Source organism: Streptomyces sp. NPDC086835 (assembly GCF_044745705.1).
Taxonomy (GTDB): Bacteria; Actinomycetota; Actinomycetes; order Streptomycetales; family Streptomycetaceae; genus Streptomyces.
In genome coordinates this window covers 472544-497189 of the sequence record NZ_JBIVAU010000001.1, presented here as the reverse complement: position 1 = coordinate 497189, position 24646 = coordinate 472544, and the positions used below count along the sequence as shown (strand labels likewise).

At 72.0% G+C, this 24646-nt stretch carries 20 protein-coding genes, 2 tRNA genes and 1 pseudogene; 5 read left to right on the top strand and 18 right to left on the bottom strand.

Annotated elements, in window-relative coordinates:
- Positions 1-73: 73 nt before the first annotated feature.
- Positions 74-340, top strand: coding sequence for a 30S ribosomal protein S20 (gene rpsT, locus ACIPJI_RS02160; protein WP_159692127.1), 267 nt, complete (start codon positions 74-76; stop codon positions 338-340).
- 477 nt (positions 341-817) lie between these two features.
- Here the strand turns inward: rpsT and holA are convergent, their stop codons facing one another.
- The 3 genes from holA to ACIPJI_RS02145 all read right to left on the bottom strand — a co-directional run bounded on the left by holA (position 818) and on the right by ACIPJI_RS02145 (position 3020).
- Positions 818-1801, bottom strand: coding sequence for a DNA polymerase III subunit delta (gene holA / locus ACIPJI_RS02155; RefSeq protein WP_356620942.1), 984 nt, complete (start codon positions 1799-1801; stop codon positions 818-820).
- Positions 1802-1846: 45 nt separating this feature from the next.
- The gene (locus ACIPJI_RS02150) at positions 1847-2092 is read right to left on the bottom strand and encodes a hypothetical protein (protein ID WP_356620943.1); all 246 of its coding nucleotides are present in this window, start codon (positions 2090-2092) and stop codon (positions 1847-1849) included.
- A gap of 79 nt (positions 2093-2171) precedes the next feature.
- The gene (locus ACIPJI_RS02145) at positions 2172-3020 is read right to left on the bottom strand and encodes an arylamine N-acetyltransferase (protein ID WP_402243943.1); all 849 of its coding nucleotides are present in this window, start codon (positions 3018-3020) and stop codon (positions 2172-2174) included.
- A gap of 121 nt (positions 3021-3141) precedes the next feature.
- On the opposite strand from ACIPJI_RS02145, the pseudogene ACIPJI_RS02140 reads away from it, so the two are divergent.
- Positions 3142-3596: pseudogene (locus ACIPJI_RS02140) on the top strand (pyridoxamine 5'-phosphate oxidase family protein).
- 95 nt (positions 3597-3691) lie between these two features.
- On the opposite strand, the gene ACIPJI_RS02135 reads toward ACIPJI_RS02140, so the two are convergent.
- The 5 genes from ACIPJI_RS02135 to leuS all read right to left on the bottom strand — a co-directional run bounded on the left by ACIPJI_RS02135 (position 3692) and on the right by leuS (position 12867).
- Positions 3692-6403 (bottom strand): ComEC/Rec2 family competence protein, encoded by a 2712-nt coding sequence (locus tag ACIPJI_RS02135; RefSeq protein ID WP_402243941.1) that lies wholly within the window; start codon positions 6401-6403, stop codon positions 3692-3694.
- A complete protein-coding gene (locus ACIPJI_RS02130; RefSeq protein ID WP_402243939.1) occupies positions 6400-7125 on the bottom strand; it encodes a helix-hairpin-helix domain-containing protein in 726 nt (241 codons plus the stop codon). The genes ACIPJI_RS02135 and ACIPJI_RS02130 overlap by 4 nt, the downstream gene beginning before the upstream one ends.
- 1033 nt (positions 7126-8158) lie before the next feature.
- Complete coding sequence (locus ACIPJI_RS02125; RefSeq protein ID WP_356620946.1) at positions 8159-9004, bottom strand: DegV family protein; 846 nt, start codon at positions 9002-9004, stop codon at positions 8159-8161.
- Positions 9005-9094: 90 nt separating this feature from the next.
- The gene (locus ACIPJI_RS02120; RefSeq protein ID WP_402243937.1) at positions 9095-9847 is read right to left on the bottom strand and encodes a hypothetical protein; all 753 of its coding nucleotides are present in this window, start codon (positions 9845-9847) and stop codon (positions 9095-9097) included.
- Positions 9848-10014: 167 nt separating this feature from the next.
- The gene (gene leuS / locus ACIPJI_RS02115; RefSeq protein WP_402243935.1) at positions 10015-12867 is read right to left on the bottom strand and encodes a leucine--tRNA ligase; all 2853 of its coding nucleotides are present in this window, start codon (positions 12865-12867) and stop codon (positions 10015-10017) included.
- 430 nt (positions 12868-13297) lie between these two features.
- Here leuS and ACIPJI_RS02110 point away from each other — a divergent pair, with 430 nt between their 5' ends.
- The gene (locus ACIPJI_RS02110; RefSeq protein WP_307706385.1) at positions 13298-14887 is read left to right on the top strand and encodes a hypothetical protein; all 1590 of its coding nucleotides are present in this window, start codon (positions 13298-13300) and stop codon (positions 14885-14887) included.
- Positions 14884-16479 (top strand): NADH-quinone oxidoreductase subunit NuoF family protein, encoded by a 1596-nt coding sequence (locus tag ACIPJI_RS02105; RefSeq protein WP_189467938.1) that lies wholly within the window; start codon positions 14884-14886, stop codon positions 16477-16479. Before ACIPJI_RS02110 ends, ACIPJI_RS02105 begins: the two co-directional genes overlap by 4 nt.
- Positions 16480-16543: 64 nt before the next feature.
- On the opposite strand, the gene ACIPJI_RS02100 is transcribed toward ACIPJI_RS02105, so the two are convergent.
- The 8 genes from ACIPJI_RS02100 to ACIPJI_RS02065 form a co-directional block, all read right to left on the bottom strand.
- A tRNA-Ala gene (locus ACIPJI_RS02100) sits at positions 16544-16616 on the bottom strand.
- A 179-nt stretch (positions 16617-16795) separates the two neighbouring features.
- Positions 16796-17029 (bottom strand): hypothetical protein, encoded by a 234-nt coding sequence (locus ACIPJI_RS02095; protein ID WP_005317760.1) that lies wholly within the window; start codon positions 17027-17029, stop codon positions 16796-16798.
- Positions 17030-17380: 351 nt separating this feature from the next.
- A tRNA-Ala gene (locus ACIPJI_RS02090) sits at positions 17381-17453 on the bottom strand.
- Positions 17454-17568: 115 nt separating this feature from the next.
- On the bottom strand, positions 17569-18246 hold the full coding sequence (locus ACIPJI_RS02085) for a histidine phosphatase family protein (protein ID WP_402244724.1): 678 nt from the start codon (positions 18244-18246) through the stop codon (positions 17569-17571).
- Positions 18243-18677 carry a ribosome silencing factor gene (gene rsfS / locus ACIPJI_RS02080; protein ID WP_307706386.1) on the bottom strand — a complete coding sequence of 145 codons (435 nt, stop codon included), beginning with the start codon at positions 18675-18677 and terminating at the stop codon, positions 18243-18245. The genes ACIPJI_RS02085 and rsfS overlap by 4 nt, the downstream gene beginning before the upstream one ends.
- 95 nt (positions 18678-18772) lie before the next feature.
- Complete coding sequence (locus ACIPJI_RS02075; protein ID WP_356620949.1) at positions 18773-20608, bottom strand: LCP family protein; 1836 nt, start codon at positions 20606-20608, stop codon at positions 18773-18775.
- 19 nt (positions 20609-20627) lie between these two features.
- Positions 20628-21263, bottom strand: a complete 636-nt coding sequence (gene nadD / locus ACIPJI_RS02070; protein ID WP_307706388.1) for a nicotinate-nucleotide adenylyltransferase — start codon at positions 21261-21263, stop codon at positions 20628-20630.
- Positions 21264-21301: 38 nt separating this feature from the next.
- Entirely contained in the window at positions 21302-21514 is a 213-nt protein-coding gene (locus tag ACIPJI_RS02065; RefSeq protein WP_005317744.1) for a hypothetical protein, read from the bottom strand.
- Between the two features lie 172 nt (positions 21515-21686).
- On the opposite strand from ACIPJI_RS02065, the gene ACIPJI_RS02060 reads away from it, so the two are divergent.
- Positions 21687-22781: a M48 family metallopeptidase gene (locus ACIPJI_RS02060; RefSeq protein WP_356620950.1), complete on the top strand. Its 1095-nt coding sequence runs from the start codon at positions 21687-21689 to the stop codon at positions 22779-22781.
- On the opposite strand, the gene ACIPJI_RS02055 is transcribed toward ACIPJI_RS02060, so the two are convergent.
- The gene (locus ACIPJI_RS02055; protein WP_402243932.1) at positions 22766-23842 is read right to left on the bottom strand and encodes a hypothetical protein; all 1077 of its coding nucleotides are present in this window, start codon (positions 23840-23842) and stop codon (positions 22766-22768) included. The two genes, ACIPJI_RS02060 and ACIPJI_RS02055, sit on opposite strands and share 16 nt — an antisense overlap.
- A gap of 167 nt (positions 23843-24009) precedes the next feature.
- Complete coding sequence (locus ACIPJI_RS02050; RefSeq protein WP_402243931.1) at positions 24010-24633, bottom strand: hypothetical protein; 624 nt, start codon at positions 24631-24633, stop codon at positions 24010-24012.
- Between the last annotated feature and the right edge of the window lie 13 nt (positions 24634-24646).

Here is a 24646-nt window from a genome sequence, read left to right as displayed (position 1 = left end):
CGCCTTCCGTACCCGCAGGGTCACGGGGGAGGGACGCAACCTCAGAGATCATCGAACCTGAAAAGGCTCTTTCGTGGCGAACATCAAGTCCCAGATCAAGCGGAACAAGACGAACGAGAAGGCGCGCCTGCGCAACAAGGCCGTCAAGTCCTCGCTCAAGACCGCGATCCGCAAGGCCCGTGAGGCTGTCGCCACCGGCGACGTCGAGTCGGCGACCGCGGCGGCCCGTGCGGCCTCCCGTCAGCTCGACAAGGCCGTCTCGAAGGGCGTCATCCACAAGAACGCCGCCGCCAACAAGAAGTCGGCGCTGGCTGCCAAGGTTGGCTCCCTCCAGGGCTGAGCTACTGACTGATCGCCGGCAGGGACAAAGCGGGCCCTCTCATCCGCTCCCGGTCGGCACCCCCGCGCCGCACGCGGCCTGCGTTCGCCACGCGGGTGCGGCGCACCGAGCTTCACACGAAGGCCCCGGTCCGCTGTCCTTCCCCAGGACGGCGGACCGGGGCCTTCGTCATGGTGTGAGCCGGGTGTGAGTCGGGGCGGGTCCGGGGGCCGAAGCGAGCCGGTCCGAGGCTGGTCCGGGCTTCTGCGGGCCGATGGAGGTCTCAGCGGGGCGATGCGGGCCTCAGGGGGCGCCTCGCCCAGGGACGCGTGCTTGTCCCCGAGGCCTGTTCCAGGGGCGGGGGCCTGTCCAAGAGGACGCCTAGACCAAGGGGCCCGTGAATGGTTCCAGGGGCGCGTACCTGTCCCGGGGGCGGGCGCTTCGCCCAAGCGGCGGGCGCCTGCACTGCCGGCGTCCCGCCAGGACGTCCGGGCCGGCTCAGCGGCGCGAGCGCGCCGCCGTCGCGATCGTCACGACCGCCTTCTCCAACGCGTACTCCGCGTCGTCACCGCCGCCCTTGACCCCCGCGTCCGCCTCGGCCACCGCCCGTAGGGCCATGGCCACACCGTCGGGGGTCCAGCCGCGCATCTGCTGGCGGACACGGTCGATCTTCCACGGCGGCATGCCCAGCTCACGCGCCAGGTCGGCCGGCCGTCCGCCGCGCGCGGAGGACAGCTTGCCGATCGCCCGGACACCCTGCGCGAGCGCGCTCGTGATCAACACGGGCGCGACGCCCGTCGACAGTGACCAGCGCAGCGCCTCCAGCGCCTCCGCCGCCCGGCCCTCCACGGCCCGGTCGGCGACGTTGAAGCTCGACGCCTCCGCGCGGCCCGTGTAGTAACGGCCCACGACAGCCTCGTCGACGGTGCCCTCGACGTCCGCCGTCAGCTGCGACACCGCAGAGGCAAGCTCCCGCAGGTCGCTCCCGATGGAGTCGACGAGGGCCTGGCACGCCTCGGGGGTGGCGGACCTGCCCAGCGCACGGAACTCGGACCGCACGAAGCCCAGCCGCTCGGCGGGCTTGGTCGTCTTGGGGCAGGCGACCTCCCGCGCCCCGGCCTTACGCGCCGCGTCCAGCAGGCCCTTGCCCTTGGCTCCACCAGGGTGCAGCAGCACCAGGGTGATCTCCTCGGCGGGAGCGCCGAGATACGCCTTCACGTCCTTGACCGTGTCGGCGGAGAGATCCTGTGCGTTGCGCACGATCACCACCTTGCGCTCGGCGAAGAGCGACGGGCTGGTCAGCTCCGCGAGCGTGCCGGGCAGGAGCTGATCGGCGGTGAGGTCCCGTACATCCGTGTCGGCGTCGGCGGCCCGCGCCGCCGCCACCACCTGCTGAACGGCACGGTCGAGAAGCAGATCCTCCTGGCCCACGGCGAGAGTCACGGGGGCGAGCGGATCGTCGGTCGAGTTCTTGGTGGCCATCGCGCTCCAGCATCCCACGCCCCACGGACAGTCCCGGGCGAACGGTCAGCTCGCCTCGCGCCACCCGTCCCAGGCCGCCACGAAAGCGTCGAGCGCGGCGGCGTCCATCGTGCCCTCCGGGTCCTCGACGACGACCAGCCACTGGGCGTCCTCCGCGTCGTCCTCGCCCGCCAGTGCGTCCCGCACGAGCTGGGGCTCCTCCGTCACCGGGAAGCTCTCGCCGATCGTCTCCGCCACCTCCTCCGCGGCGTCGCGGTCGGGCAGCACCAGCACATGTCTCACATCGCTCACCGGCACATTGTGCCGGGGCGCGTGGCCACGTCGTCACCGTGCCCGGTGACCGGTCCGGCGAACGGTGACGCGACCGGTCTCAGGCTGCCGCGGGCCGGACCTCCGGCACCCGGTCGAGCTCCAGGCCGAAGTGCTCACCGTATGCGTCGAGCACCTCGTCGTCGCTGCCCAGCAGCCGCTCGTGCCGTTCACCGGCCACGGTCGTGACGAGCTTGCGGCCGGTCAGCGTGATCCGGCCGTCCTCCGTGAGCCGGGAGCACACCAGCGACCTGGTGAAGTGCGACAAGGGCGAGGTGCGGTGCCACCAGGCGCCCGCCTCGAAGTCCGGCAGCTCACGCGGTCTGGTGTCGAGACGGAACTGCCGCCTGCCGTCCCGGATCACGTCGAGGTCCCCCTCGGCCGCCTCTGCGATACGGAACGTGCCCGCGGGGTCCTCCTGCCCACCCCGCTCCGCGAGAAGCAGGGGGTGATGGCTGTGGTCGCCGAAGCCGACATCGGCCAGCCAGGGGCCGCTGTCGTCGGCCGTCTCCACCCGGAGCGCCATGTGGTCGTAGGGAATGCCGAGGCGTCCGCCGTCGCCGAAGACCCTGGCCTGGAGCAGGGTCACGCCGAAGCCGAGGCTGCGCAGCAGCACGGCGAACGCGCCGTTGAGTTCGTAGCAGAAACCGCCGCGGCGAGCACCGACGACCTTGTCGAGGAGCGGGCCGTCCTCCAGGACGAGGGGCTCACCGAGATGGATCGACAGATTCTCGAACGGTACGGAGAGCAAATGCCGCAGCTGGAGTTCCCGCAGCGCCGCGGCGTCGGCCCGCTCCGGCCGTGCACAGCCGATGCGGGCGAGGTAGGCGTCGGTGTCCCGTGAGTCGGTGTCCCGTGACGAGCGATCGGGCGGGGTCACGGCGGGCGGGGTCGGCGGGAGCGTGTTCATGAACGCAGTCTGCTGCGCGCTCCGCCGCCCCGCCAGGGCCGCTGGTCCTGGTCCGGAAGGCGTACACGGCTCCTCCCGCAGCCCGACGCGGCGCGGCGTGGACACCACGTAGCTTGCCGCCATGACGACCCAGGAGCAGGCACGCAGCCGGGAGGAGCGCCGGCGGGACACCCTCGCCCGGCTGACCGACGACAAGGACTCGTGGGTCGCGACGGCGTCCCTGGACGGGCAGCCGTGTTTGATGCCGCTGTCGTTCGCATGGGACGGCGCCACTCTGCTGATGTGCACCCGGCGCACCAATCCCACCGCCCGCAACCTGACGCCGCGGGGCGAGGTCGTCGTGACCATCGGCCACACCCGCGACGTCGTGCACATCGAGGGGACCGCCGAGGTCGTCGAGGGCTCGGCACTGACTGCCGAGCGGCCGACGCCTTCGCCACGAAGCTGCGCTGGGACCCGCGGGACCGGCATCCCTGGGTGTATCTGCGGATCACCCCCCGTGTGGTGAAGGCATGGCGCGAGGAGAACGAGCTGAAGGACCGGTTGATCATGAACGACGGACACTGGCTGGACTGACGGCCCGACGGACGCACGGCCGGTCCGGCCGGCCGGACCGTCCAGGCCGGTCCTCGCCCGACGGGACCGTCCCGACGGGCGCTCGGCCGACAGGTTCATCCGGCGCCGCGTGCCACCGCCCGCAGGTCCGCACCGGCGCCCGTCACCGCGATCGCACCGTCCCGGTCCGTACGCATCACCAGCGCACCCCGTGCCCGCAACGCGGCGACCGTGCGGGGCGCGGGATGTCCGTACTTGTTGTCCCTCCCGCACGAGATGAGCGCCAGCCGTGGCCGGGCTCCCGCCAGCAGCGCGGGCTCCTGATAGGCGGATCCGTGGTGGGCGACCTTGAGCACATCGACAGCCGGAAGTGCCGGGTGCGCCCGTATCAGCCGTTGCTGGGACGGCGGTTCGAGGTCGCCGAGGAGCAGCATGGACGGCCCGCCCGCCGCCCGGACGAACAGCGCGACGCTGGCGTCGTTCGGCCCTTCCGGTGCCGCGCCGCGGGACAGGTCGGGCCACAGGACCTGCCAGCTGAGCCGCCCCGCCCTGCGCCGCTCCCCCGGTATCGCGTGGATCACCGGCACCCCGGCCGCCGCTGCCGTGCGCCGGACGAACGTGGCCTGCCAGCGCGGCTCTTCGAACGCGGTCGTCTGGACCGCGCCCACCGCCCTGCCGCGGAGCACCCCTTCGAGACCGGCCACGTGGTCGGCGTGAAAATGGGTCACCAGCACCAGCGGCACCTCCGTGACGCCGAGCTCGCTCAGGCAGCGGTCGGTGAGACCGGGGTCCGGTCCCGCGTCCACGACCACGGCAGCGCCGTCACCGGCCGCGAGCACCATGGCATCACCCTGTCCCACGTCGCACATGACCAACGCCCAGCCGGGCGGGGGCCATCCGGTCAGCCTCGCGGTCAGCGGGGCCGGGCGGACCACGGCCAGCACGAGCAGGAGCGCGCAGAGCGCCACCGCCCAGGGGTGTCGTGTCAGCCGGCGCGCCACGAGGATCAGCACCACGGTCAGTCCGGCGAGCAGCAGGCCGCCGCGCCAGCCGCCCGGCCAGTCGGTCTGGGCGCCGGGCAGAGCCGCTCCGGAGCGTGCCACGGACGCGATCCAGCCTGCGGGCCAGCCGGCCATACGCGCCAGCAGCTCGGCGACCGGTAGGGCCACGGGTGCGGTGGCCAGCGCCGCGAATCCCAGGATCGTCGCGGGAGCGACGGCGAGTTCGGCGACGAGGTTGCAGGGAATCGCGACCAAACTGACTCTGGCCGCGAACACGGCGACCACCGGCGCGCACACCGCCTGTGCCGCCGCCGTCGCGGCGAGCGCCTCAGCGAGCCGGGCCGGCACCCGCCGCCGTTGAAGCGCCTCGCTCCAGCGCGGGCCGATGGTCAGGAGGGCGCCGGTGGCGAGTACGGAGAGCAGGAAGCCGTAACTGCGCGACAGCCACGGGTCGTAGAGCACGAGCAGAAGGGCGGCGGCGGCCAGTGCCGGTACGAGGGACCTGCGCCTGCCGGTGCCGATGGCGAGCAGGGTGACGAGTCCGCAGGCCGCTGCTCGCAGCACACTCGGCTCCGGCCGGCACACGACCACGAACGCGAGCGTGAGCGCACCTCCGAGCAGCGCCGTGCCGCGCAGAGTGATGCCCAACCGGGGTGCGAGCCCTCGCCGTTCGGCCAGCAGGGCCGTGCCCGGTGGTCCGATCAGCAGGATCAGCACGATGGTGAGATTGCTTCCTGATACGGCCAACAGGTGGGTCAGGTCCGTCGCTTCGAAGGCGGCGTGGAGGTCGGCAGGGATGCGGGAGGTGTCCCCGACCACCAGCCCCGGCAGCAGCGCACGGGCGTCCGGGGGCAGGCCGTCCGTGGCCTCGCGAAGTCCGGCGCGCAGGTCACCGGCCGTGCGTTGCAGGCCGGTCGGCGGGCGGACGACCAGCGGCCGGCCGCCGTCAGCTCGTAACACGGCCGCGAACGGATCGTCCTCACGGAGCGGCTTCACCAGTCGTCCGCCCACCCTCAGGCGGGTGGAGGGCAGGAGGTGCTGCCAGGCCGTGTCCGCTTCGCCGGGGGACACGATCAGCAGGACGGGAGTACGGGTCCCGGTGACGGCTCCGCCGGGCACGGTGACCCGCGTCGCCTCGGCGTTCAGCAGCCATGCCGCCGGGGCCGCCGGGTCGCCCGCGGTCTTGGAGCGGGTGGGACGCGGATCGGAGGTGACGGTCAACTCCAACGTGACCCGCGCCTGCCGGTCGGCCAGGCCGGGCAGCGGCCCACGGTGGAGGTCCGCGCCGTGCAGCCCGGCGGAGGCCGCGCCCGCCGCCGCGCACAGCAACACACCGGCGAGGGCGGTGGCCCCCCGCCACCACCGCGTCGAACGGCCCGAGGGGGCTTGTGCTGCCGTTCTGCCGCCGGGGCACGGCGCAGTGTCCCGGTGGCCACCGGACCGTGACACCCCAACGCCTGCCGGGTCCCTGCCCGGTGAGCGCCGTGACGCCGTAACCCATGTCGTTCTCCGGCGGCCACCGGGCGGGGCCACCGCGACCCACTCCGTGTCCCGGTGGCCTCTGCGCTGTGCCGCCGCACCACACGCCGTGTCCCGGCGGCCACCGGGCCGTGGCACCGCAGCCCACAGCGGCAGCAGTGCCGCGGCGGCGAGGCAGGCAGCCACCCCGGCCGCCGTCCACCGGACCGGCGCCCCCAGCGCGAGAGCCGACGCCGCCCAGGCCGCCAACGCGGGCGGGACGAGCCTCAGATCGGTCGGGCCTTCCGGAGGAGAGCCGGACGCGCCCGGCCGGTGGTCCGTGTCGGCGTGGACCGGGAGAGCGGTCATGGCCGCACCAGGTTCCGCAGGTCATCGAACCGGCGGTCGCCGATCCCGTTGACGTCACGCAGTTCGTCGATCGACCGGAAGCCGCCGTTCTGCATGCGGTGGTCGATGATGTGCTGCGCGAGCACGGGGCCCACTCCCGGCAGCGTCTCGAGCTGCTCCGGTGTCGCCGAGTTGAGGCTGATCGGTCCTGCGGCGGGTCCGGCGGCAGAACCCGCGGCGGAACCGCCCGTTGTGGGCGTCGCGGGCGCGCCCACGACGACCTGTTCGCCGTCGCTCAGCACCCGCGCCCGGTTGAGCCCGGTCAGGTCCGTGCCCGGCTTCACGCCTCCGGCCGCCTCGAGCGCGTCGGCCACCCGTGATCCGGCAGGCAGCTCGAGCACTCCGGGCCGCCGCACCTTGCCGCTCACGTCGACCACGATCCCGGCCGCCTGCTGCGGGTCGACGGGCGGCCGGCCCGGCGAAGGTGACGGCTCGCCCGCCGCTCCTGCGGCGGGCCCGGCCCGGGACTGCGGCTGGGCCGAACCCTGCTGGACCAGATCCGGGGCCCGTACCGCCTGCGGCCGGCCCGCCCAGAAGTGCTGCGCCGCGAACACGGCCGCCGCCACAAGGACCACGGCGAGCGCCGCGAGCGTCTTCGGCTCGAGCCCGCATCGCACCTGCACCCAGGCCGGCAGCCGGTCCCGGAGCGCGAGCCCGAAGCGGGACGGCCCGGCCCCGGCCACGTGCCTGCCGGTGCGGACAGCGGATGCGTCCCCGTCAGTGCGGGTAACGGATGCGTCCCTGTCGGCACCTGTCCCAGGTGCGTCGTCCCTCCTGGTGTCAGGGACGGGTGCGCCACCGTCGGTTCCGGGTGAGGCGACTCCGGCCCCGGCCGCTCTTGCGGCCTCGGCCCCTCCGTAGCCGCCGGCCCGCGGTGCCGTCGTCCAGGCGGTCGGCCCCGGCAGGCCGGGCAGCCGTGGCGACCGCGCCCGCCCACTGGGGCCGCCGCGTCCGGGGCCGGTCCCCGCGCCGGCCCGCCGCCCCCGCGGCACCGGGCGTGTGGGCGGACGCGTTACCGGGTCCGAGGCCGCCGGCTCCGGCAGGTGCGGCGGCGAGTGCGACGCGAGGTGCGTCACCCGACGCCGGGGCGGGCGCGGGGCCGGACGCGTGAGCGAACTGCCGCGCGGAACCCCCGTGAGCACACCACCCCCGCCGTGCGGAACCGCCGCGGCCGTGAACAAGGCGTCCGCCCGCTGTCGCAGGGCGGCGGCCTCCGCGGTCGGGGCACGTCCGCCCCGCAGACGAGAAGGCCGTAGGACCCGCGGCCCAACGCCCCCGGCACGAGCAACACCAGCAGCAGCACCAGCACCGGAAGGCACCCCTCCGCCGACGGCCTGCGCCGCCCCCGACCGGTACGCGTGCCCGGTCAGGGCAGGCGGTCGGCCGAGGACATGGCCGTGACCATGACCGTGGGAGCGTGCGCGGCGGTCGGAGGCCGGGGCGCGGCCCGGGCCACTGGTTGCGGAACGTGATCGAAGAGCCATGCCACAGGACGGTAGGCACATTCGCCCGAACCCACCGAGCACGCCCAATTCCAGTGGAAAAGCGGCCCCTTGTGAATATCTCGACCACCCTCACGGGTGATGGAGACCGACCACCCCAGCACGGCAACCGACCGTCCCGGACCGGCGACCAGCCCCCGGGCACGCCGACCGTCCCGGACCGGCGACCAGCCGCCCAGGCACCGAGGCCCGCCCCGGACCACGCCCCGCCGTCTCAGCGCGGCGAGACCACCACGCCGAGCAGTCCCGGCCCGGTGTGCGCCCCGATCACCGCGCCGACCTCGCTCACATGCAGGTCGGCCAGCCCCGGCACCCGCTTCCGCAGCCGGTCCGCGAGGGCGGCGGCCCGCTCCGGCGCCGACAAGTGGTGCACCGCGATGTCCACCGGCGCCGTGCCGGCCCGTTCGGCGGCGATCTCCTCCAGCCGGGCGATCGCCCGCGACGCCGTCCGCACCCGCTCCAGCATGTCGATCCGGCCGTCGACCAGCTGGAGCAGCGGTTTCACGGCGAGGGCGGAGCCGAGCAGCGCCTGCGCCGCCCCGATCCGCCCGCCGCGGCGCAGGTAGTCGAGGGTGTCGACATAGAAATACGCGGCGGTGTCCGCCGCCCGCTTCTCCGCCGCGGCCACCGCTTCGTCCAGCGATCCGCCCGCCTCCGACACCTCCGCCGCCGCGACAGCGCAGAATCCGAGCGCCATGGCGATCATCCCGGTGTCGACGACCCTGACCGGCACCGGTGCGTCCTTGGCCGCCAGTACCGCCGCGTCGTAGGTGCCGGACAGTTCGGAGGAAAGGTGCAACGAGACGATTCCCGTGGCGCCGGTGGCCGCAGCTTCGCGGTAGGCCCGCGCGAACGTTTCGGGGCTGGGCCGGGAGGTGGTGACCGAACGCCGTTTCTGCAGGGCGGTGGCGAGCGAGCGGGCCGAGATCTCGGTGCCCTCTTCCAGCGCCTGGTCGCCGAGCACGACGGTCAGCGGCACCGCCGTGATGCCGTGCCGTTCCATCGTCGGTGGCGGCAGGTAGGCCGTTGAATCGGTGACGATCGCGACATGGCGGGACATGAGCGGGAGGTTACCCGCAGGCGGCGCCGTACGGCAGCCCGACCTGTCCACACGTCGTGCGCAGGGGTGGTCGGGCCGCCGCGGCAGGCGTCAGTTCGTGGTTTCCGGGCGGGCGGTCTTCTGCCACGGGTAGGTGGTCTGCCGCGGGTCCGGTGCGGTGATCGCCTGTGGCCGGCCGGGCGTCTCCTCCTCCGGCTCGGAATGTGTGCGGGCACCCGGCTCGGGCCGCGCCGCCGCCGGACGCCCGGACTCCGGCGCCTCGGGCCATGCCGCGGGCTCTGCGGTCCCGCTGCCGTCGGTCGCGGACCAGTGCCGCAGCGCCCCCGCCTCCATGTCGATCTGCGAGCTCAACACGTCGAGATCGTCCTCGGCGAACTTCTGGGCGCGGTCACGCGCAGCCCAGCGCAGCGACTCGGCGGAGCGGGTGATCCGCTCCGTGCGCTCGCGCAGGCCCGGCATCAGTGAGCCGACCGTGGCCCGGTCGGGCTCGCGCTCGAGCCGCCTGAGCTCGTCGTCCAGTTCGTGTCCGTGTGCGCTGAGCCGCCGGAAGAGGGCCAGCGACTCGGACAGTGAGGCGTCCTCGGCCGCGCCGGCGTTCAGCGCCTCCTGTGTCGCCCTCATCGAGGTGCGCAGCTTCAGCCGCAGCTGCGCCAGCTCGCCGGTCACGCCGGTCTGCCCGTAGCTCTTGGCGCGCAGCGCGGTGTCCTCGACCGTGCGCCGTGCCTGGGTGACGGTGCGCTCGACACCGCGCTTCGCGGCCTTCACGGCTTTCACGCCCACGTACACCCCAAGTGCCACGAAGGCGAAGAAGAGCAGCGCCAGGATCATGATCGCGGCTTCCATGTGCGCCCTCCGGCGTCGGTTGTGGTCCTTCCACGGTAAACGGAACGGGCAGGCCGTAGGTTCCTTCACAACCCCCAACCTGCCCGTAGGGGAAACCCCCGGGCGGCCCGCCACCCGTCGCAGAGGCGGGATCCGCCCCTGTCATGCGGCCGCGAACCCGTCCCTCGTTACGCGGGCACGATGTTGACCAGCTTCGGCGCCCGCACGATCACCTTGCGGATTCCGGCGCCGGCCAGGGCGCCGACGACCGCCGCGTCGCCCAGTGCCAGGGCCTCCAGCTCCTCGTCCGTGATGGACGGGGAGACCTCCAGCCGCGCCTTGACCTTGCCCTTGATCTGTACGACGCAGGTGACGGTCTCGTCCACGACGTACGCCGGGTCCGCGACCGGGAAGTCCTGGTGGACGACCGAGTCGGTGTGGCCCAGCCTGCGCCACAGCTCCTCGGCGATGTGCGGTGCCAGCGGCGCGACCAGCAGCACCAGGCGCTCCGCCACCGAGCGCGACACGGGGCCACCCGTCTTCGTCAGGTGGTTGTTCAGCTCGGTGATCTTGGCGATGGCGGTGTTGAAACGCATCGCCGACATGTCCTGGGAGACCCCGTCGATGGCCTTGTGCAGGGCTCGCAGCGTCGCCTCGTCCGGCTCACCGTCGACGACGGTGACCTCGCCGGTCGCCTCGTCGACGACGTTGCGCCACAGCCGCTGCAGCAGCCGGTACTGGCCGACGACGGCGCGGGTGTCCCACGGCCGGGAGACGTCCAGGGGGCCCATCGCCATCTCGTACAGGCGCAGGGTGTCGGCGCCGTACTCGGCGCAGATCTCGTCCGGAGTGACGGCGTTCTTCAGGGACTTGCCCATCTTGCCCAGCTCGCGCTTGACCGGCCGGCCGTCGTGGAAGAACTTCCCGTCGCGCTCCTCCACCTCGGTGGCCGTGACCGGGAAGCCGCGCTCGTCGCGGTAGACGTACGCCTGGATCATGCCCTGGTTGTACAGCTTGTGGAACGGCTCGACCGAGGAGACGTGCCCCAGGTCGAACAGCACCTTGGACCAGAAGCGCGCGTACAGCAGGTGCAGCACGGCGTGCTCCGCACCGCCGACGTACAGGTCGACACCGCCGTGCGGCTGTCCCTCGCGCGGCCCCATCCAGTACTGCTCGATGTCCGGGGCGACCAGCTGCTCACTGTTGTGCGGGTCCAGGTAGCGCAGTTCGTACCAGCACGAGCCCGCCCAGTTGGGCATGGTGTTGGTCTCGCGGCGGTAGCGCTTGGGACCGTCACCCAGGTCCAGCTCGACGTCGACCCAGTCCTCGTTGCGGGACAGCGGCGTCTCGGGCTGGGTGTCCGCGTCGTCGGGGTCGAAGGTGCGCGGCGAGTAGTCGTCGACCTCCGGCAGCTCCAGGGGCAGCATCGACTCGGGCAGCGCGTGCGCGACGCCGTCCTCGTCGTAGACGATCGGGAAAGGCTCGCCCCAGTAGCGCTGCCGGCTGAACAGCCAGTCACGCAGCCGGAAGTTGACCGTGCCCTCGCCGATGCTCTTGTCGGTCAGCCAGGCCGTGATCTTCGCCTTGGCCTCCGCGACGTCCAGGCCGTTCAGGGAGATCTCGTCGTTGGCGGAGTTGATGGCGGGGCCCGCGCCGGTGAACGCCTCGCCCTCCCAGCCTTCCGGCGGCTGCACCGTGCGGATGATGGGCAGCCCGAAGGCCTCGGCGAACTCCCAGTCGCGCTCGTCCTGCCCGGGGACGGCCATGATGGCGCCGGTGCCGTAGCCCATCAGGACGTAGTCGGCGACGAAGACCGGGATCCGCTCGCCGGTGACCGGGTTCACGGCGTACGAGCCGGTGAACACACCGGTCTTGTCCTTGTGCTCGGTCTGGCGCTCGACGTCGCTCTTGGTCTGGGCCTGCTTGCGGTAGGCCGCGACGGCCTCCGCCGGGGTCGCGGCGCCGCCGGTCCACTCGGCCTTGACGCCCTCCGGCCACTCGGCCGGGACGATGGAGTCGATCAGACCGTGCTCGGGGGCCAGGACCATGTAGGTGGCGCCGAACAGGGTGTCGGGGCGGGTGGTGAAGACGGTGATCCGCGCGCCGTCGTGGCCGTCGACGGTGAAGTCGACGCGGGCGCCCTCGGAGCGGCCGATCCAGTTGCGCTGCTGCAGCTTGATGGCCTCGGGCCAGTCCAGCGCGTCCAGGTCGTTCAGCAGCCGGTCGGCGTAGGCGGTGATGCGCATGTTCCACTGGCGCAGCTTGGCCTTGAAGACGGGGAAGTTGCCGCGCTCGGAGCGGCCGTCGGCGGTGACCTCCTCGTTGGCCAGCACGGTGCCCAGGCCGGGGCACCAGTTGACCGGCGCGTCGGAGGCGTAGGCCAGGCGGTAGCCGCCCAGGACGTCGGCGCGCTCCAGGGAGCTCAGCTCGCTCCATGCCCGGCCTCCGGGCACCTCACGGGCGCCGCTCTCGAACTGGGCCACCAGCTCGTCGATCGGGCGCGCCTTGTCCGCCTCCTGGTCGTACCAGGAGTTGAAGATCTGGACGAAGATCCACTGGGTCCACTTGTAGTAGCCCGGGTCGATCGTCGCGAAGGACCTGCGGTTGTCGTGACCCAGGCCCAGGCGGCGCAGCTGCGCCTTCATGTTCTCGATGTTCGCCTCGGTCGACACGCGCGGGTGCGTGCCGGTCTGCACGGCGTACTGCTCCGCCGGCAGGCCGAAGGCGTCGAAGCCCAGGGTGTGCAGGACGTTGTGCCCGGTCATGCGCTGGTGACGGGCGAAGACGTCGGTGGCGATGTATCCCAGGGGGTGGCCGACGTGCAGCCCGGCACCCGACGGGTACGGAAACATGTCCATGACGAACTTCTTGGGCCTGGCCACCTGCGCGGCATCCCCCGCCAGGTCCCCGCTCGGGTTGGGCGCCTGATAGGTGCCCTCCGCGTCCCAGAAGTCCTGCCAGCGTGCCTCGATGTCGGCCGCCATGGCAGCCGTATAACGATGCGGGGCTGCTGTCTCCGCAGCCGAGTTCATCTCGCTCATGATCCTTGAAGCTCCATCGATCGTCTCTGCCGACTGCCAGCCGATTCACGTACCAGGGGAAATGAAAAATCCCCTCGCACAGGAGGGGACGCCGCGCCGATTCCGACCGGATTTCTCATCCGTCGGGACTGATCAGCGCGGCTCGCTAAGCAGAAGGCGTACGGCACGCATGGCGTCAGGGTACCGCAGCGGGGGAACCGCCCGCATGAGTGTCCGTTCCGGGCCCCCGGGAGCCATGAACGGCGGGTTCCGGCCGACTCCGGCGATCAAGGCGTGCGGGTTACTCCGCGTATCGACCCTATCCAGGGCAACCCCCGAGTCAGTTGCGCTCACTTCACCTCGATAAACCTTGAAACCTCGTACTGGTTGGTATGGGTCGACCTAGAGTGCGTCAACGGGACAGCTTTCCCGCACCATTCGGAGTCGCCCCATGAACCCTCGTCTCAAGATGCGTTTGTCGCCCGGTCCGGGCCGCGGACTCAGCCGCCAGGTGCAAGGCGGCATCTCCGTGGCCGCGTTGGTGCTCCTACCCCTGCTCGCCGTCGGAGGAAGCGACGATTTCCGCGCCGCGCTCGACTTCACCACCGGGGTCCTCTCCCTGGTGTCCTTGACCGCCTCCGTCGCCTGGGGCCTCATCGCCACCGACCGTCTGCTGCTCTCGCCCCGCCACCGGCTGCTCGCACAGGGCATCCACCGGGCGACCGCCATCGCCTCGCTCGGGTTCCTGCTGCTGCACGCCACGGTGAAGGTGTCGCTGGGACACGTGCCGCTGCTCGGCGCGATGATCCCGTTCGGCCTGGGCGTCACCGGCACGGAGGCGCTCATCGGCTTCGGCTCGCTGGCCGGGTTCCTGATGGTGGTGGCCGGTACGACCGGCGCCCTCCGCAGTGCGCTGGCCGGCAACATCAAGGTCGCCGGCCGCTGGCGGCCGCTGCACATGCTGGCGTACCCGGCCTGGTGCTTCGCCCTGGTCCACGGCCTCTACGCCGGCCGGCCGGCCGCGACATGGGTCGTGACCATGTACTGCCTGGCCCTCCTGGGAGTCGCCGCGGCGGTCTCCGTACGCATGATGCCGCGTCCGGTCCAGCGCCGGATCGCCGCCAAGATCATGTCCCTGACCGGTGCCGCCGGAGCGGACGAGCAGGCGCAGCGCGATCTCGCCACGGCGCCGCTTCCGGGCGTCAGCGGGATGAACGGGACGGGCCGCCCGACCGTACCCGCAGGCATGGACCGCATGGACCGCGTGGACCGCATGACCGGCGCAATGAACGGCGTGCCGTCGCAGCGCCCGTACGAACAGGACTTCCAGCCGCCCCTCGGCCAGGCGCGCGCCCAGCCCCCGAGGCTCGCCGCGCCCTCGCCGCAGCTCTACGAGGCCCCGCGCCCTCAGGAGGAGGAGCCGGTGTTCGTGCCGGACAGCGGCGGGCCCACCGGCGGCCGCCGCACCGGCATGTCCGCCGCCTACCGCGCGGTCTCGCTGGCGGGCGAGCCGTCGGCCCCGCTCGCCGAGCGGGTGCCGATGACGGAGGAGATACCCGTGGTGTCGGAGACGGGCCCGCGGACGGGCAGCTGGCCGACACCCTCGCCGCCTCCGCCGGCGCAGTCGGTGCGGCCCGACCCGGCCCAGCCTCTCTACGACACCCCTCCCCCGCCGCTCTTCGACGCCGCGCCCTCGTACGACACGCCACCGGCGCCGTACGGCGGTTCCGCCGCGTACGAGGCGCCCACCTCGTACGACACGGGCAGCCTCCCCTCCTACGACACCGGCGGCTTCCCCGCGCAGGACGCCACGGCCGCGTACGCGCCGTCCGCCGCGTACGACACCTCCGGCGGCTACCCGCCGCCGGCCTCCTACGACACACCCCTGACCGATCCCGCACCCGCAGCCCCGTACGGCGACCGGTCCTCGTACGACAACGGAAACGTCCCTGCGTACGACGAGACGGCGCCACTGCCCGGCCCCCTCTTCCCGCCCCCGGCCGGAGAGCCCTGGCACGCACCAGCAGGAGAACGACCGTGAACGCGCCCCTCCCCGACGTCCCGGAGGTCCGCGTCGTCGGCCTCCCCCAGCTGACGCAGGGTTTCGACCTCGTCGACCGCCTCGACCTGCCCATGCATCTGAAGGTGCACGGGCCGCTCGAGCCCGTGAGCGGCGAGCGGCTCGCACAGCTCGCGGAGGACATATCCCTCACCGGCCGCGGCGGCGCGGGCTTCCCCTTCGGCAAGAAGCTGCGGGCCGTCGCCAAGTCCGCCATCCGGCGCGGCATACGGCCGGTGGTCGTCGTCAACGGCAGCGAGGGTGAGCCCGCCTGCCGCAAGGACACGGTGCTCCTCAACCGCGCGCCGCACCTCATCCTCGACGGCGCGCTGCTCGCGGCGGAGGCGCTCGGCGCACGGACCCTCGTCGTCGCGGTCACCCGCAACTCGACCGAGATCTCCATGCGCGCCGCGCTCGCAGAGCGCGGCCTCTCGGACCGTCGCGGCCAGGCCCTGCGCGCCCGCGTGGTGCGCACCCCCGAGCGCATGGTCTCCGGCGAGGCGTCCTCCGTCATCCGGGCCGTCAACGGCGGCCCCGCGCTGCCGCCGGGCCGGCGCGTGCGCGCCGCGGAGACGGGCGTCGGCGGCGCTCCGACGCTGCTCTCCAACGCGGAGACGTTCGCGCAGCTCGCCGTCGCCGCGCGGATCGGCGCCCGCCGCTACAGCCACACCGGCCTGGACTCCGAACCGGGCACGGTCATGCTCACGATCTCCGGCGCGGTGGCCCGGCCGATGGTCGTCGAGGTGCCGACGGGCGTGCCACTGCGGTACGTGCTCCAGCTGGCGGGCGCCCCGCCGCAGCCGCAGGGGGTGCTGACGGGCGGCTACCACGGCAACTGGATCGACGCGGCCGCGGTCCACGAGGCGGTCGTGTCCAAGGAGTCCCTGGCATCCGTGGGCGGCGCCCTGGGCGCGGGCGCGATCCTGCCGATCGGCCCGGAGACCTGCCCGCTGGGCGAGGCCCTGCGGGTGGCCAACTGGCTGGCCGCGGAGACCGCCGGCCAGTGCGGCCCCTGCAAGCTCGGGCTGCCCGCGGCCGCGGGCGGTCTGGCCGATGTGATGAACGGCGGCGGCCCGGCGGCGCTGGAGGCGCTGCGTGAGGTCACGCAGGCCGTCAAGGGCCGAGGCGCCTGCAAGCACCCCGACGGTTCGGCGCGGTTCTTCGCCTCGACGCTGTCCGCCTTCACGGACGACCTGGCGGCGCACGTCCTGCACGGTGGCTGCGGGCGCGACACCACGGGTGTGCTGCCCCTGCCCCTGCCGGGCTACGAGGAGGCCGAGGAGTCGATCCCCAGCGGCGAGAAGATCTTCGTCGACTGGACGCTCTGTCAGGGCCACGGACTGTGCGCCGACATCATCCCGGAGCTGATCCGGCTCAACCCCGACGGCTACCCGTCGGTGGCCGACGCGATGGTCCCCATGCACATGCGGGGCCGCGCGCAGCGGGCCGTGCGCCGCTGCCCCGCCCTCGCCATGCGGATCGAGCAGGTGCCCTCCTCGGGCCCGACTCCGCCGCCCGCGCGTCCGGCGCTCCCCAGCAGCAACCGCAAGGCCCTGGGCAGCGGCCGTAGTTGACGGCAGCCACGCACAACAGTGAAGCGGGCCACCCGATCCGGGTGGCCCGCTTCACTGTCTCTTGTGGAGCTAAGGAGAATTGAACTCCTGACCTCCTGCATGCCATGCAGGCGCTCTACCAACTGAGCTATAGCCCCTTGCTGTGTACCGCCCCGCTTTCGGGTTTCCCCCGCGGCGGCGACGTAGAGAACATTAACGCCCCCGTCGCCGCATCTCCAAATCGTTTCCGGTCCCGTCCGCAACGCCCCGGTTCGCCCCGTTCTCGAGCGGGGCGACAAAGGGGGCGGATCCGACAGTCTGTCAGGCCCTGAGGGCGTCAGGCCGTCGCGAACGAATAGAAGCGTTTGAGGGTGCAGTGCTCGTCCAGGAGCCGGCCGTAGATCGGTTCACCCTCGAGCTCGCGGTAGGTCTCGATCGGGTCGCCTTTTATGATCAGCGCCCGCGCGCACTCCTCGCACCAGTACTGGAACTCCGGATTGACCGGATCCATGTCCCTGACGATCGGCGTACCGCTGCCGCACCAGTCGCATTTACGCCTGTGGGCACCCATCACTCAGCTCCAGCTGTGGCCGCAGGCCGTACACACGAAGGAAACGCCGCCGTTGTCCCCGAGGACCTGGGCGACATGGACAGAACCACAGGAAGGACAGCTGAGGCGAGCACCGGCCTCCGCCGTGGCAAGCAGGTCATCGGCAGCCTCCCCGGCTTCCTCGCCGCTGGCGGACATCGTGCGCTCCCTCCCGTACCGCCGGTGTCCCCTCCGGCCGTCCGATTCTGCCACGGCCGCGCATGGTGGTCAGCGGCGTTCGCGTACGAGATCGGCCACGCAACCACAGGAGGGCGGTCATCATCGGACAAGAACGAAGAATCCCGCCCCCTGGTAGGGGACGGGATCCGATTGTGGAGCTAAGGAGAATTGAACTCCTGACCTCCTGCATGCCATGCAGGCGCTCTACCAACTGAGCTATAGCCCCGCGTGTTCTTCGCGCTCCGCGCTGCGAACAAGAAGAACTTTAGCCTGCGACCTGCCGGAAAGTGAAATCCGGGTCCGGGACCGCCGCCGGGCGGTGCGCGCCGGCCCCGGCCTGCTCAGGTGTCGTCGCCGAGGACCGGCTCCGGCAGGGTGCCGGCGTTGTGCTCGAGCAGACGCCAGCCCCGCGCGCCTTCGCCCAGCACCGACCAGCAGCAGTTGGTGAGCCCGCCGAGGCTCTCCCAGTGCTGGGACTCGAGACCGAGCAGCCGGCCGATGGTCGTGCGGATCGTGCCGCCGTGGCTGACGACGACGAGCGTGCCGTCGTCGGGCAGCTTCTCGGCGTGGTGGAGCACCACCGGAGCGGCCCGGTCGGCCACCTCGGTCTCCAGCTCCCCGCCGCCGCGCCGGACGGGCTCGCCGCGCTTCCAGGCGGCGTACTGGTCGCCGTAGCGCTCGATGATCTCCTCGTGGGTCAGGCCCTGCCAGGCGCCCGCGTACGTCTCGCGCAGGGCGGCGTCGTAGGAGATGTCGATGCCGGTGACACCGGCCAGCTCGCCCGCCGTCGCCGCGGCCCGCTTCAGGTCGGAGGCGACGATCGCGTCGGGGTTCAGCGACGCGAGCAGCCGGGCGGCACGGCGCGCCTGGGCGACGCCGGCCTCTGTCAGCTCGATGTCCGTGGAGCCCTGGAAACGGCGCTCCAGGTTCCACGCGGTCTGGCCGTGACGCCACAAGACGATGCGCCGGCCGCGCCCCCGCCGACTGCTCCCGGCGCCGCCGCTGCTGTTGCCGTTCAGCGCTGCTCCCCTTCCGTGTCACCGCCGGTGAGCTCGGCATGCTCCTTGGCCTTGCCGCGGGTCTTCCTGGCGTCCTCCGGGAGCGGGAGCTCAGGGCAGTCCTTCCAGAGCCGCTCGAGGGCGTAGAAGACCCGCTCCTCGGTGTGCTGGACGTGCACCACGATGTCGACGTAGTCGAGCAGGATCCAGCGGGCGTCGCGGTCGCCCTCGCGGCGCACCGGCTTGGCGCCGAGCTGCTTGTTCAGCCGCTCCTCGATCTCGTCGACGATCGACTTGACCTGGCGGTCGTTGGGCGCCGAGGCGAGGAGGAAGGCGTCGGTGATGGAGAGCACATCGCTGACGTCGTACGCGATGATGTCGTGCGCGAGCCGGTCGGCCGCCGCCTGGGCGGCGGCGTTGACGAGCTCGATGGAGCGATCCGTGGCGGTCACAGGCAGGCTTTCGTCGGCGGTCAGGAACCCTTCAAGGGTCTCACGGACCGCCGACACCCCACGCAGCGATGTTCAGGCCCCCGGCGTCGCCCTGGTCACTCCGGTTCCTCGATCTTGAAATCGGGGCCGAGGACCACCGAGACGTCGGCGTTGGTGGCGGCCTTGCCCTTCTTCACGGCACCAGCGGGCAGACCGAGGGTCTTGGCGACCTCCTCCGCCTTCGCCTTCTGCGCGTCGTCACCGTAGGTGACCTGCGACGCGTCGACCGTGTCCGCCTTGCCTCCGTCGATGACGTTGTAGCCGCCGTTGATGAGGGTGACCCGGGCCTGCTCCGTGGCCTCGGCCTTCCCGCTGCCGTTCTTGATCCCCACACGGAGGGTGTCGCCCGGCTCCGGCGCGCTGACCGAGCCGCCGAGGACATCCTTGACGACGCTGTCGGCGGCCTCGTCGCTGAGCGTGCCGTCCTCCTGGACGGGCAGCAGCGCGGTCTTGTAGTCGCCGCCCTTCGCGTGCTCGGCGAGCTTGGCGAGGGACGTCCCGAGGTCCCGCTCGTTGAGGGACGGGTCGAGGATCTGTGCCAGCGTCTCCACGATGACCGTGGCCGACTTCGGGTCGTCCGGGAGCTTCTTGAGCACCGCCTGCATGACCTGGCCGAAGCGCAGCAGCTGCTTCTCCTCGGCCTCCTCAGGTCCGACGTAGGTGGCGTACGCCACGGCCGCCCGCCCGTTGAGTGTCTGGTTCTCGCCCTTCTTCACCAGGGGCTCGTCACCCTTCTTCGCACCGGGCACCTCGGTGTCGGTCGTCAGGTCGATCGTGCCGACCAGCTCGACGAGGTTCTCCAGGTAAGGGGTGTCGAGGCGCCAGGTGCCGGAGACCTTGGCGCCCAGCAGGGTGCCGATCGCCTCGCGGGTGCCGGTGGACCCGTCGTCCTCGACGGACTTGCCGAGGGTGGTGGCCGTGCCGTCGTCGTTCGCCACGGAGAGGTTGTCGGGGAGCAGGACGGTGGTGCCCTGGCCGGTGGTGGCGTTGTCGACGAGAAGGGCGGTGGACGTGCCCTTCTTCTTGGTGTTGTGCAGGTGCACGACGATGACGTCGCGCTTCTGCGGGCCGGCGGCCGCCTCGCTCTTCGTGTCGGAGCCGGACAGGCCGGGGAGCTTGCCCGCGTACCAGAGGTAGCCGACGCCGCCGACGAGCACGAGGGCCAGCGTGACGAGGAGCGCGACGACGCGGTTGCGGCCCCGGCGTTTGGCCTCCTCGCGTCGCTCCGAGCGGCTCTCGGTGAACTTCAGCCAGTCGATGACGTCTTCGGAGTCCTCGTCCGGCTCCTCGATGAACGAGAACTGCTCGGTCTGGTAGGGACGCTCCGACCCGTCCGCCGGCCGGCGCTGCTCCGGCACCCCGGCCGTTTCCTGGGCCCCAGGAGCGGGACGCTGCTGCTGATGCTGAGCGGCCTGCTGCTGAGGGGTCTGCTGTTGCTGTGGAATCTGTTGCTGCGGGAACCACTGCGCCGTGGTGTCGACGGCGGGCTGGGTGCCGGTGTCGTAGCCGTAACCGCCCTGGCCGGACGCGTAAGGGTCGTAACCCCGGTCCTGCCCCGCCGGCGCCTGCGGCTGCGGGGGGTACGGGTCGTATCCGTAGCCTTGGGACGACCGGGGCGCGCCGTAGTCCTGCCCGGTGCCGCCGTAGCCCCCGTCCGCGTCGCCGTACCCCTGCTCGGGGGCGTAGCCCTGCGCCGAGCCGTATTCCTGCGTGGAACCGTAGGCCCCGGGGGCGGGGCCGCTCTGTCCGTCCTGCTGCCCAGAGTGGCCGCCCTGCTGCTGTGCGTAGGGGTCGTACTGCTGGGGCTGCTGATAGACCGGCTGTCCGTACTCGTCGTAGCCGATGATCTGCGGCTGGTGGTACGGGTCGTAAGGATTCTGCTGGTCGTTCAACGGTGCCCCTCTCCGCGGCTCATTCGCCGCGGTACAACTGGCGCTTGTCGATGTAGCGCACCACACCGTCCGGCACCAGGTACCAGACCGGGTCCCCCTGGGCGACTCGCTCCCTGCAGTCGGTCGACGAGATGGCCAGCGCCGGAACCTCCACCAGGGAGACTCCGCCCTCGGGCAGGCCGTCGTCCGTCAGATCATGGCCCGGCCGGGTCACTCCGATGAAGTGGGCGAGCGAGAACAGTTCCTCGGCGTTGCGCCAGCCGAGGATCTGGGAGAGCGCGTCGGCACCCGTGATGAAGAACAGGTCCGAGTCCTCGTTGAGGGAGTGCAGGTCCCGCAGAGTGTCGATGGTGTACGTCGGGCCGCCGCGGTCGATGTCGATACGGCTCACCGAGAACTGGGGGTTGGACGCCGTGGCGATGACCGTCATCAGATAGCGGTCCTCGGCCGGTGACACGTTCTTGTGGCTCTTCTGCCACGGCTGTCCGGTCGGGACGAACACCACCTCGTCGAGGTGGAAGAGGGCGGCCACCTCGCTGGCGGCCACCAGGTGGCCGTGGTGGATCGGGTCGAACGTCCCGCCCATCACGCCGAGTCGGCGTCTGCCCGGACCGGAGCCGGCGCCGGAGCCCGCGGCCACTATCTGCTCTCCCATGCGTGCAGAGCCTACTGGCACCGGTCGCCGGCCAGGGATCAGCGGTCGCGGTTGAAGCGGGTGGTGATCCACAGCAGCAGCATCAGGGCGACGAAGGCGCCGATGCCGGTCACGTACGGGCTGAGGCTTTCGTGGTTGCCGCCGTGCTCGGCGCCCTCGGCGAGAGTGACCAGGTTGGCGGCGGTGCCGGTGAGGCTCATCTTCAACAGGACCAATCGATCGGGAGTGGGAGTCGGAGACTTCGCGGACATCGTATGCGGGCCTCCCGGGCACGCTCACGCCGACTCAGTCGTTGTGCCCACCGCAGACGCCGTCACAGGGGTTCCCGGGAGTTGTCCACAGGCCCCGCCGTGCCGCGGCCCCAGCCCCTAGGCTGAGGTCCGTCAGGGGGACGAGCGAGGACTCGCACCAACAGGGGGCACCATGACCAACAGCCACGAGCAGGTACCGAGCAGGCAGCGCAAGCGCTTCCCGGAGATCTCCTCACGGGCGTACGAACACCCCGCGGACCGCTCGGCGCTCGTCGCGCTGCGCAAGCTCAGCGGCTTCGACACCGTCTTCAAGGCACTCAGCGCGCTGCTTCCCGAGCGAAGCCTGCGACTTCTCTTCCTCTCCGACTCGGTGCGGGTGAGCGACGCCCAGTTCGCGCATCTCAACGACATGTTGCGCGACGCCTGCTACATCCTGGACCTGAAGAAGATCCCCGCGATGTACGTGACGCAGGACCCGCGTCCCAACGCCATGTGCATCGGCCTGGACGAGCCGATCATCGTCCTGACCACCGGGCTCGTGGAGCTGCTCGACGAGGAGGAGATGCGGGCGGTCGTCGGCCATGAGGTCGGCCACGCCCTCTCCGGACACTCCGTCTACCGCACGGTCCTCCTCTTCCTCACCGGACTGGCGCTGAAGGTCGCCTGGATCCCGCTGGGCAATGTGGCGATCATGGCGATCGTCACGGCGCTGCGCGAGTGGTTCCGCAAGTCGGAGCTGTCGGCCGACCGCGCGGGCCTGCTCGTGGGCCAGGATCTCCAGGCGTCGATGCGTGGCCTGATGAAGATCGCCGGCGGTAACCACCTGCACGAGATGAACGTGGACGCGTTCTTGGAGCAGGCGGAGGAGTACGAGTCCGCGGGCGACCTGCGCGACTCGGTCCTGAAGATCCTCAATGTGCTCCCCCGCTCGCACCCGTTCACCACGGTGCGCGCCGCCGAGCTGAAGAAGTGGGCGGAGAGCCGCGACTACCAGCGGATCATGGACGGCCACTACCCCCGCCGCACCGAGGACAAGGACGCCTCGGTCACCGACTCGTTCCGCGAGTCCGCCTCGCACTACGCCGACACGGTGCGCACCAGCAAGGATCCGCTGATGAAGCTGGTGGGCGACATAGCGGGCGGGGCCGGAGACCTCGGCGGCAAGCTGCGGGACAAGTTCATGGGCAACGGAGGCGCGGCCGGCGAGACCGGCGGCGGCAGCAACGGCACCGGTCCGGCGGGCGGCAGCGCTCAGGGCGAGGGCTGAGCCTCAGGGGCGAGGGACCCGCACAGCGCCACGGTGGCCCGGCCCGTCGCGTACGGGTCGGTGCCGGCCGGGCCGTCGGAATCCGCCCGCTGTCCGGACAGCAGCGGATGAAGCACTCCCGACACGTCGGACGAGCAGGCCTGCGGCCCGGCGTGGAGGTTGCTGACCCGTACCTCCAGACGATGGTGGGCGAGGTCGTCCCTGTCGAAGCGGAAGTGGAGCTCGCGGCGGACCGTGAAGAGGGAGGCCTCGTCCATGCCCGGACCGCTGACGGCCGCCCGGCGCAGCGCGTAGACGAAGGTGTGGTCGGAGACGACCTCCAGGGCGCCGGTGCCCGCCTCTGTGACGGTGAGCGTGCCCCGCACCCGCACGTCCGGATCGGCCAGCGCGACCTTCGCGGGGTCGAAGCGCACCAGCCAGCCGGTGGCGGCGTGCCGGCCGTCGGCGGCCGGTGAGGCGACGCTCCGGTCGAACTGCGCCATCTGGTCCGGGTGGAGCAGGGTACGCACGGGCTGGACGGCGTCACCGGTGAGGACGTCGGGGGCGAGCGACGACGTCACCAGGTAGTCCTTGACGGTCGCCAGCGCGGTCATCACCTGCGCCTCCGAGAAGTGCTCGGTCCGGCGCACGGGCGGCATGGTGATGCCCGCGGCGCCCGTGCGGAACTGCCCGGCCTGGCTGCTCGCATAGAGCTCCGCGGGCGAGCCGCCCGGCACCGGGCCCTGCGGTGCGAGCGGGACGACCGTGACGCGCAACTGCTCGGCCTGCCGGGCCTGGGGCGGCTGGTAGGGGTGCCGGACACCCAGGTAGATCGCGGTGCCGAAGGCGATCACGACGAGAAGGACCAGCAGCAGGATCTGGCCGGGGGCCCGTCCCGCGTTCCACGCGGGGAGGCTGCGCACGGCCGGAGCGTGCTCGCCCATCCGCTCCATCGCGGAGAATTCCTGGACGCGGGCAGCACGAATGAACGATTCGTCGAAGACGACCGATCCGAACTCGTCATCTCCACCGCCGGGGAGCCCCTCGGGAGTCCCCTCGGGCGGGTCTCCACGCCCAGCCATACTTTCAGGGTAGGTCTGGCGGGCACGCGGTAAACGCCCTGGTCCACCACAAGTTCTGACGAGTTCTCACCAGTTGCGCACGGGGTGCCCAGGGCGTATTGGCGCGGGTCTCCCGGGCCGGCGCGAGAGCCTCACGGAGCGCTCGGGCCCCAGGAAACGCGGGGGCCTCAGGGAGCCGGTGGCACCGTGGAGACCCGCGGGGCGGAGCGTTCGAGCGGCGTGGCGATTGGACCGTTGCCCCGCCCGCTGACCGTGGCTCCCGTCGGGGGTGCGTCCACGCCCGTCCGTGCGGGCTGCGGCACCGGATCCTGCCGGTTGCCGTTCGAAGCGCCGCGGTACACGGCCGTGAAGGCGAGGGCGACCATCCCGATGCCCATCAGCAGGGCCAGCAGCCAGGCCACCGGCCGGTGCCAGCGTGCGGTGCCGCGATAGGGACGCAGAGCGCCGCCGTGCCGCCCGTAGGGGCCTGCCCAGTCGCCGTCGGGGCCGGTGTCCTCGTCGTCCTCGTCGTCGTGGTCGTAGCCGCGGCGCCGGTGGCCGGCGGTGGGGCGGCTGTCGTAGAGATCGTCGTCGGGAGAGTGTCCCCGCGGACCGGACCGGGCGGCGTCCGCCTCAGCGCGTGCCTCCGCGGCGGCCAGCAGCCGCTCCACCGCGGTCGGTTCGTGGATCTTGGCGGCCCGTACGAAGTCCTCGTCGAACACCACGGTGGCGAAGTCCTCGTCCGCGCCCCCGCGGTCGTCGTCAGGCTCCCAGCCGTCCGGGAACGGCTTGCCCCCCACGTCGTCCGGCACGTTCTCAGAGTAG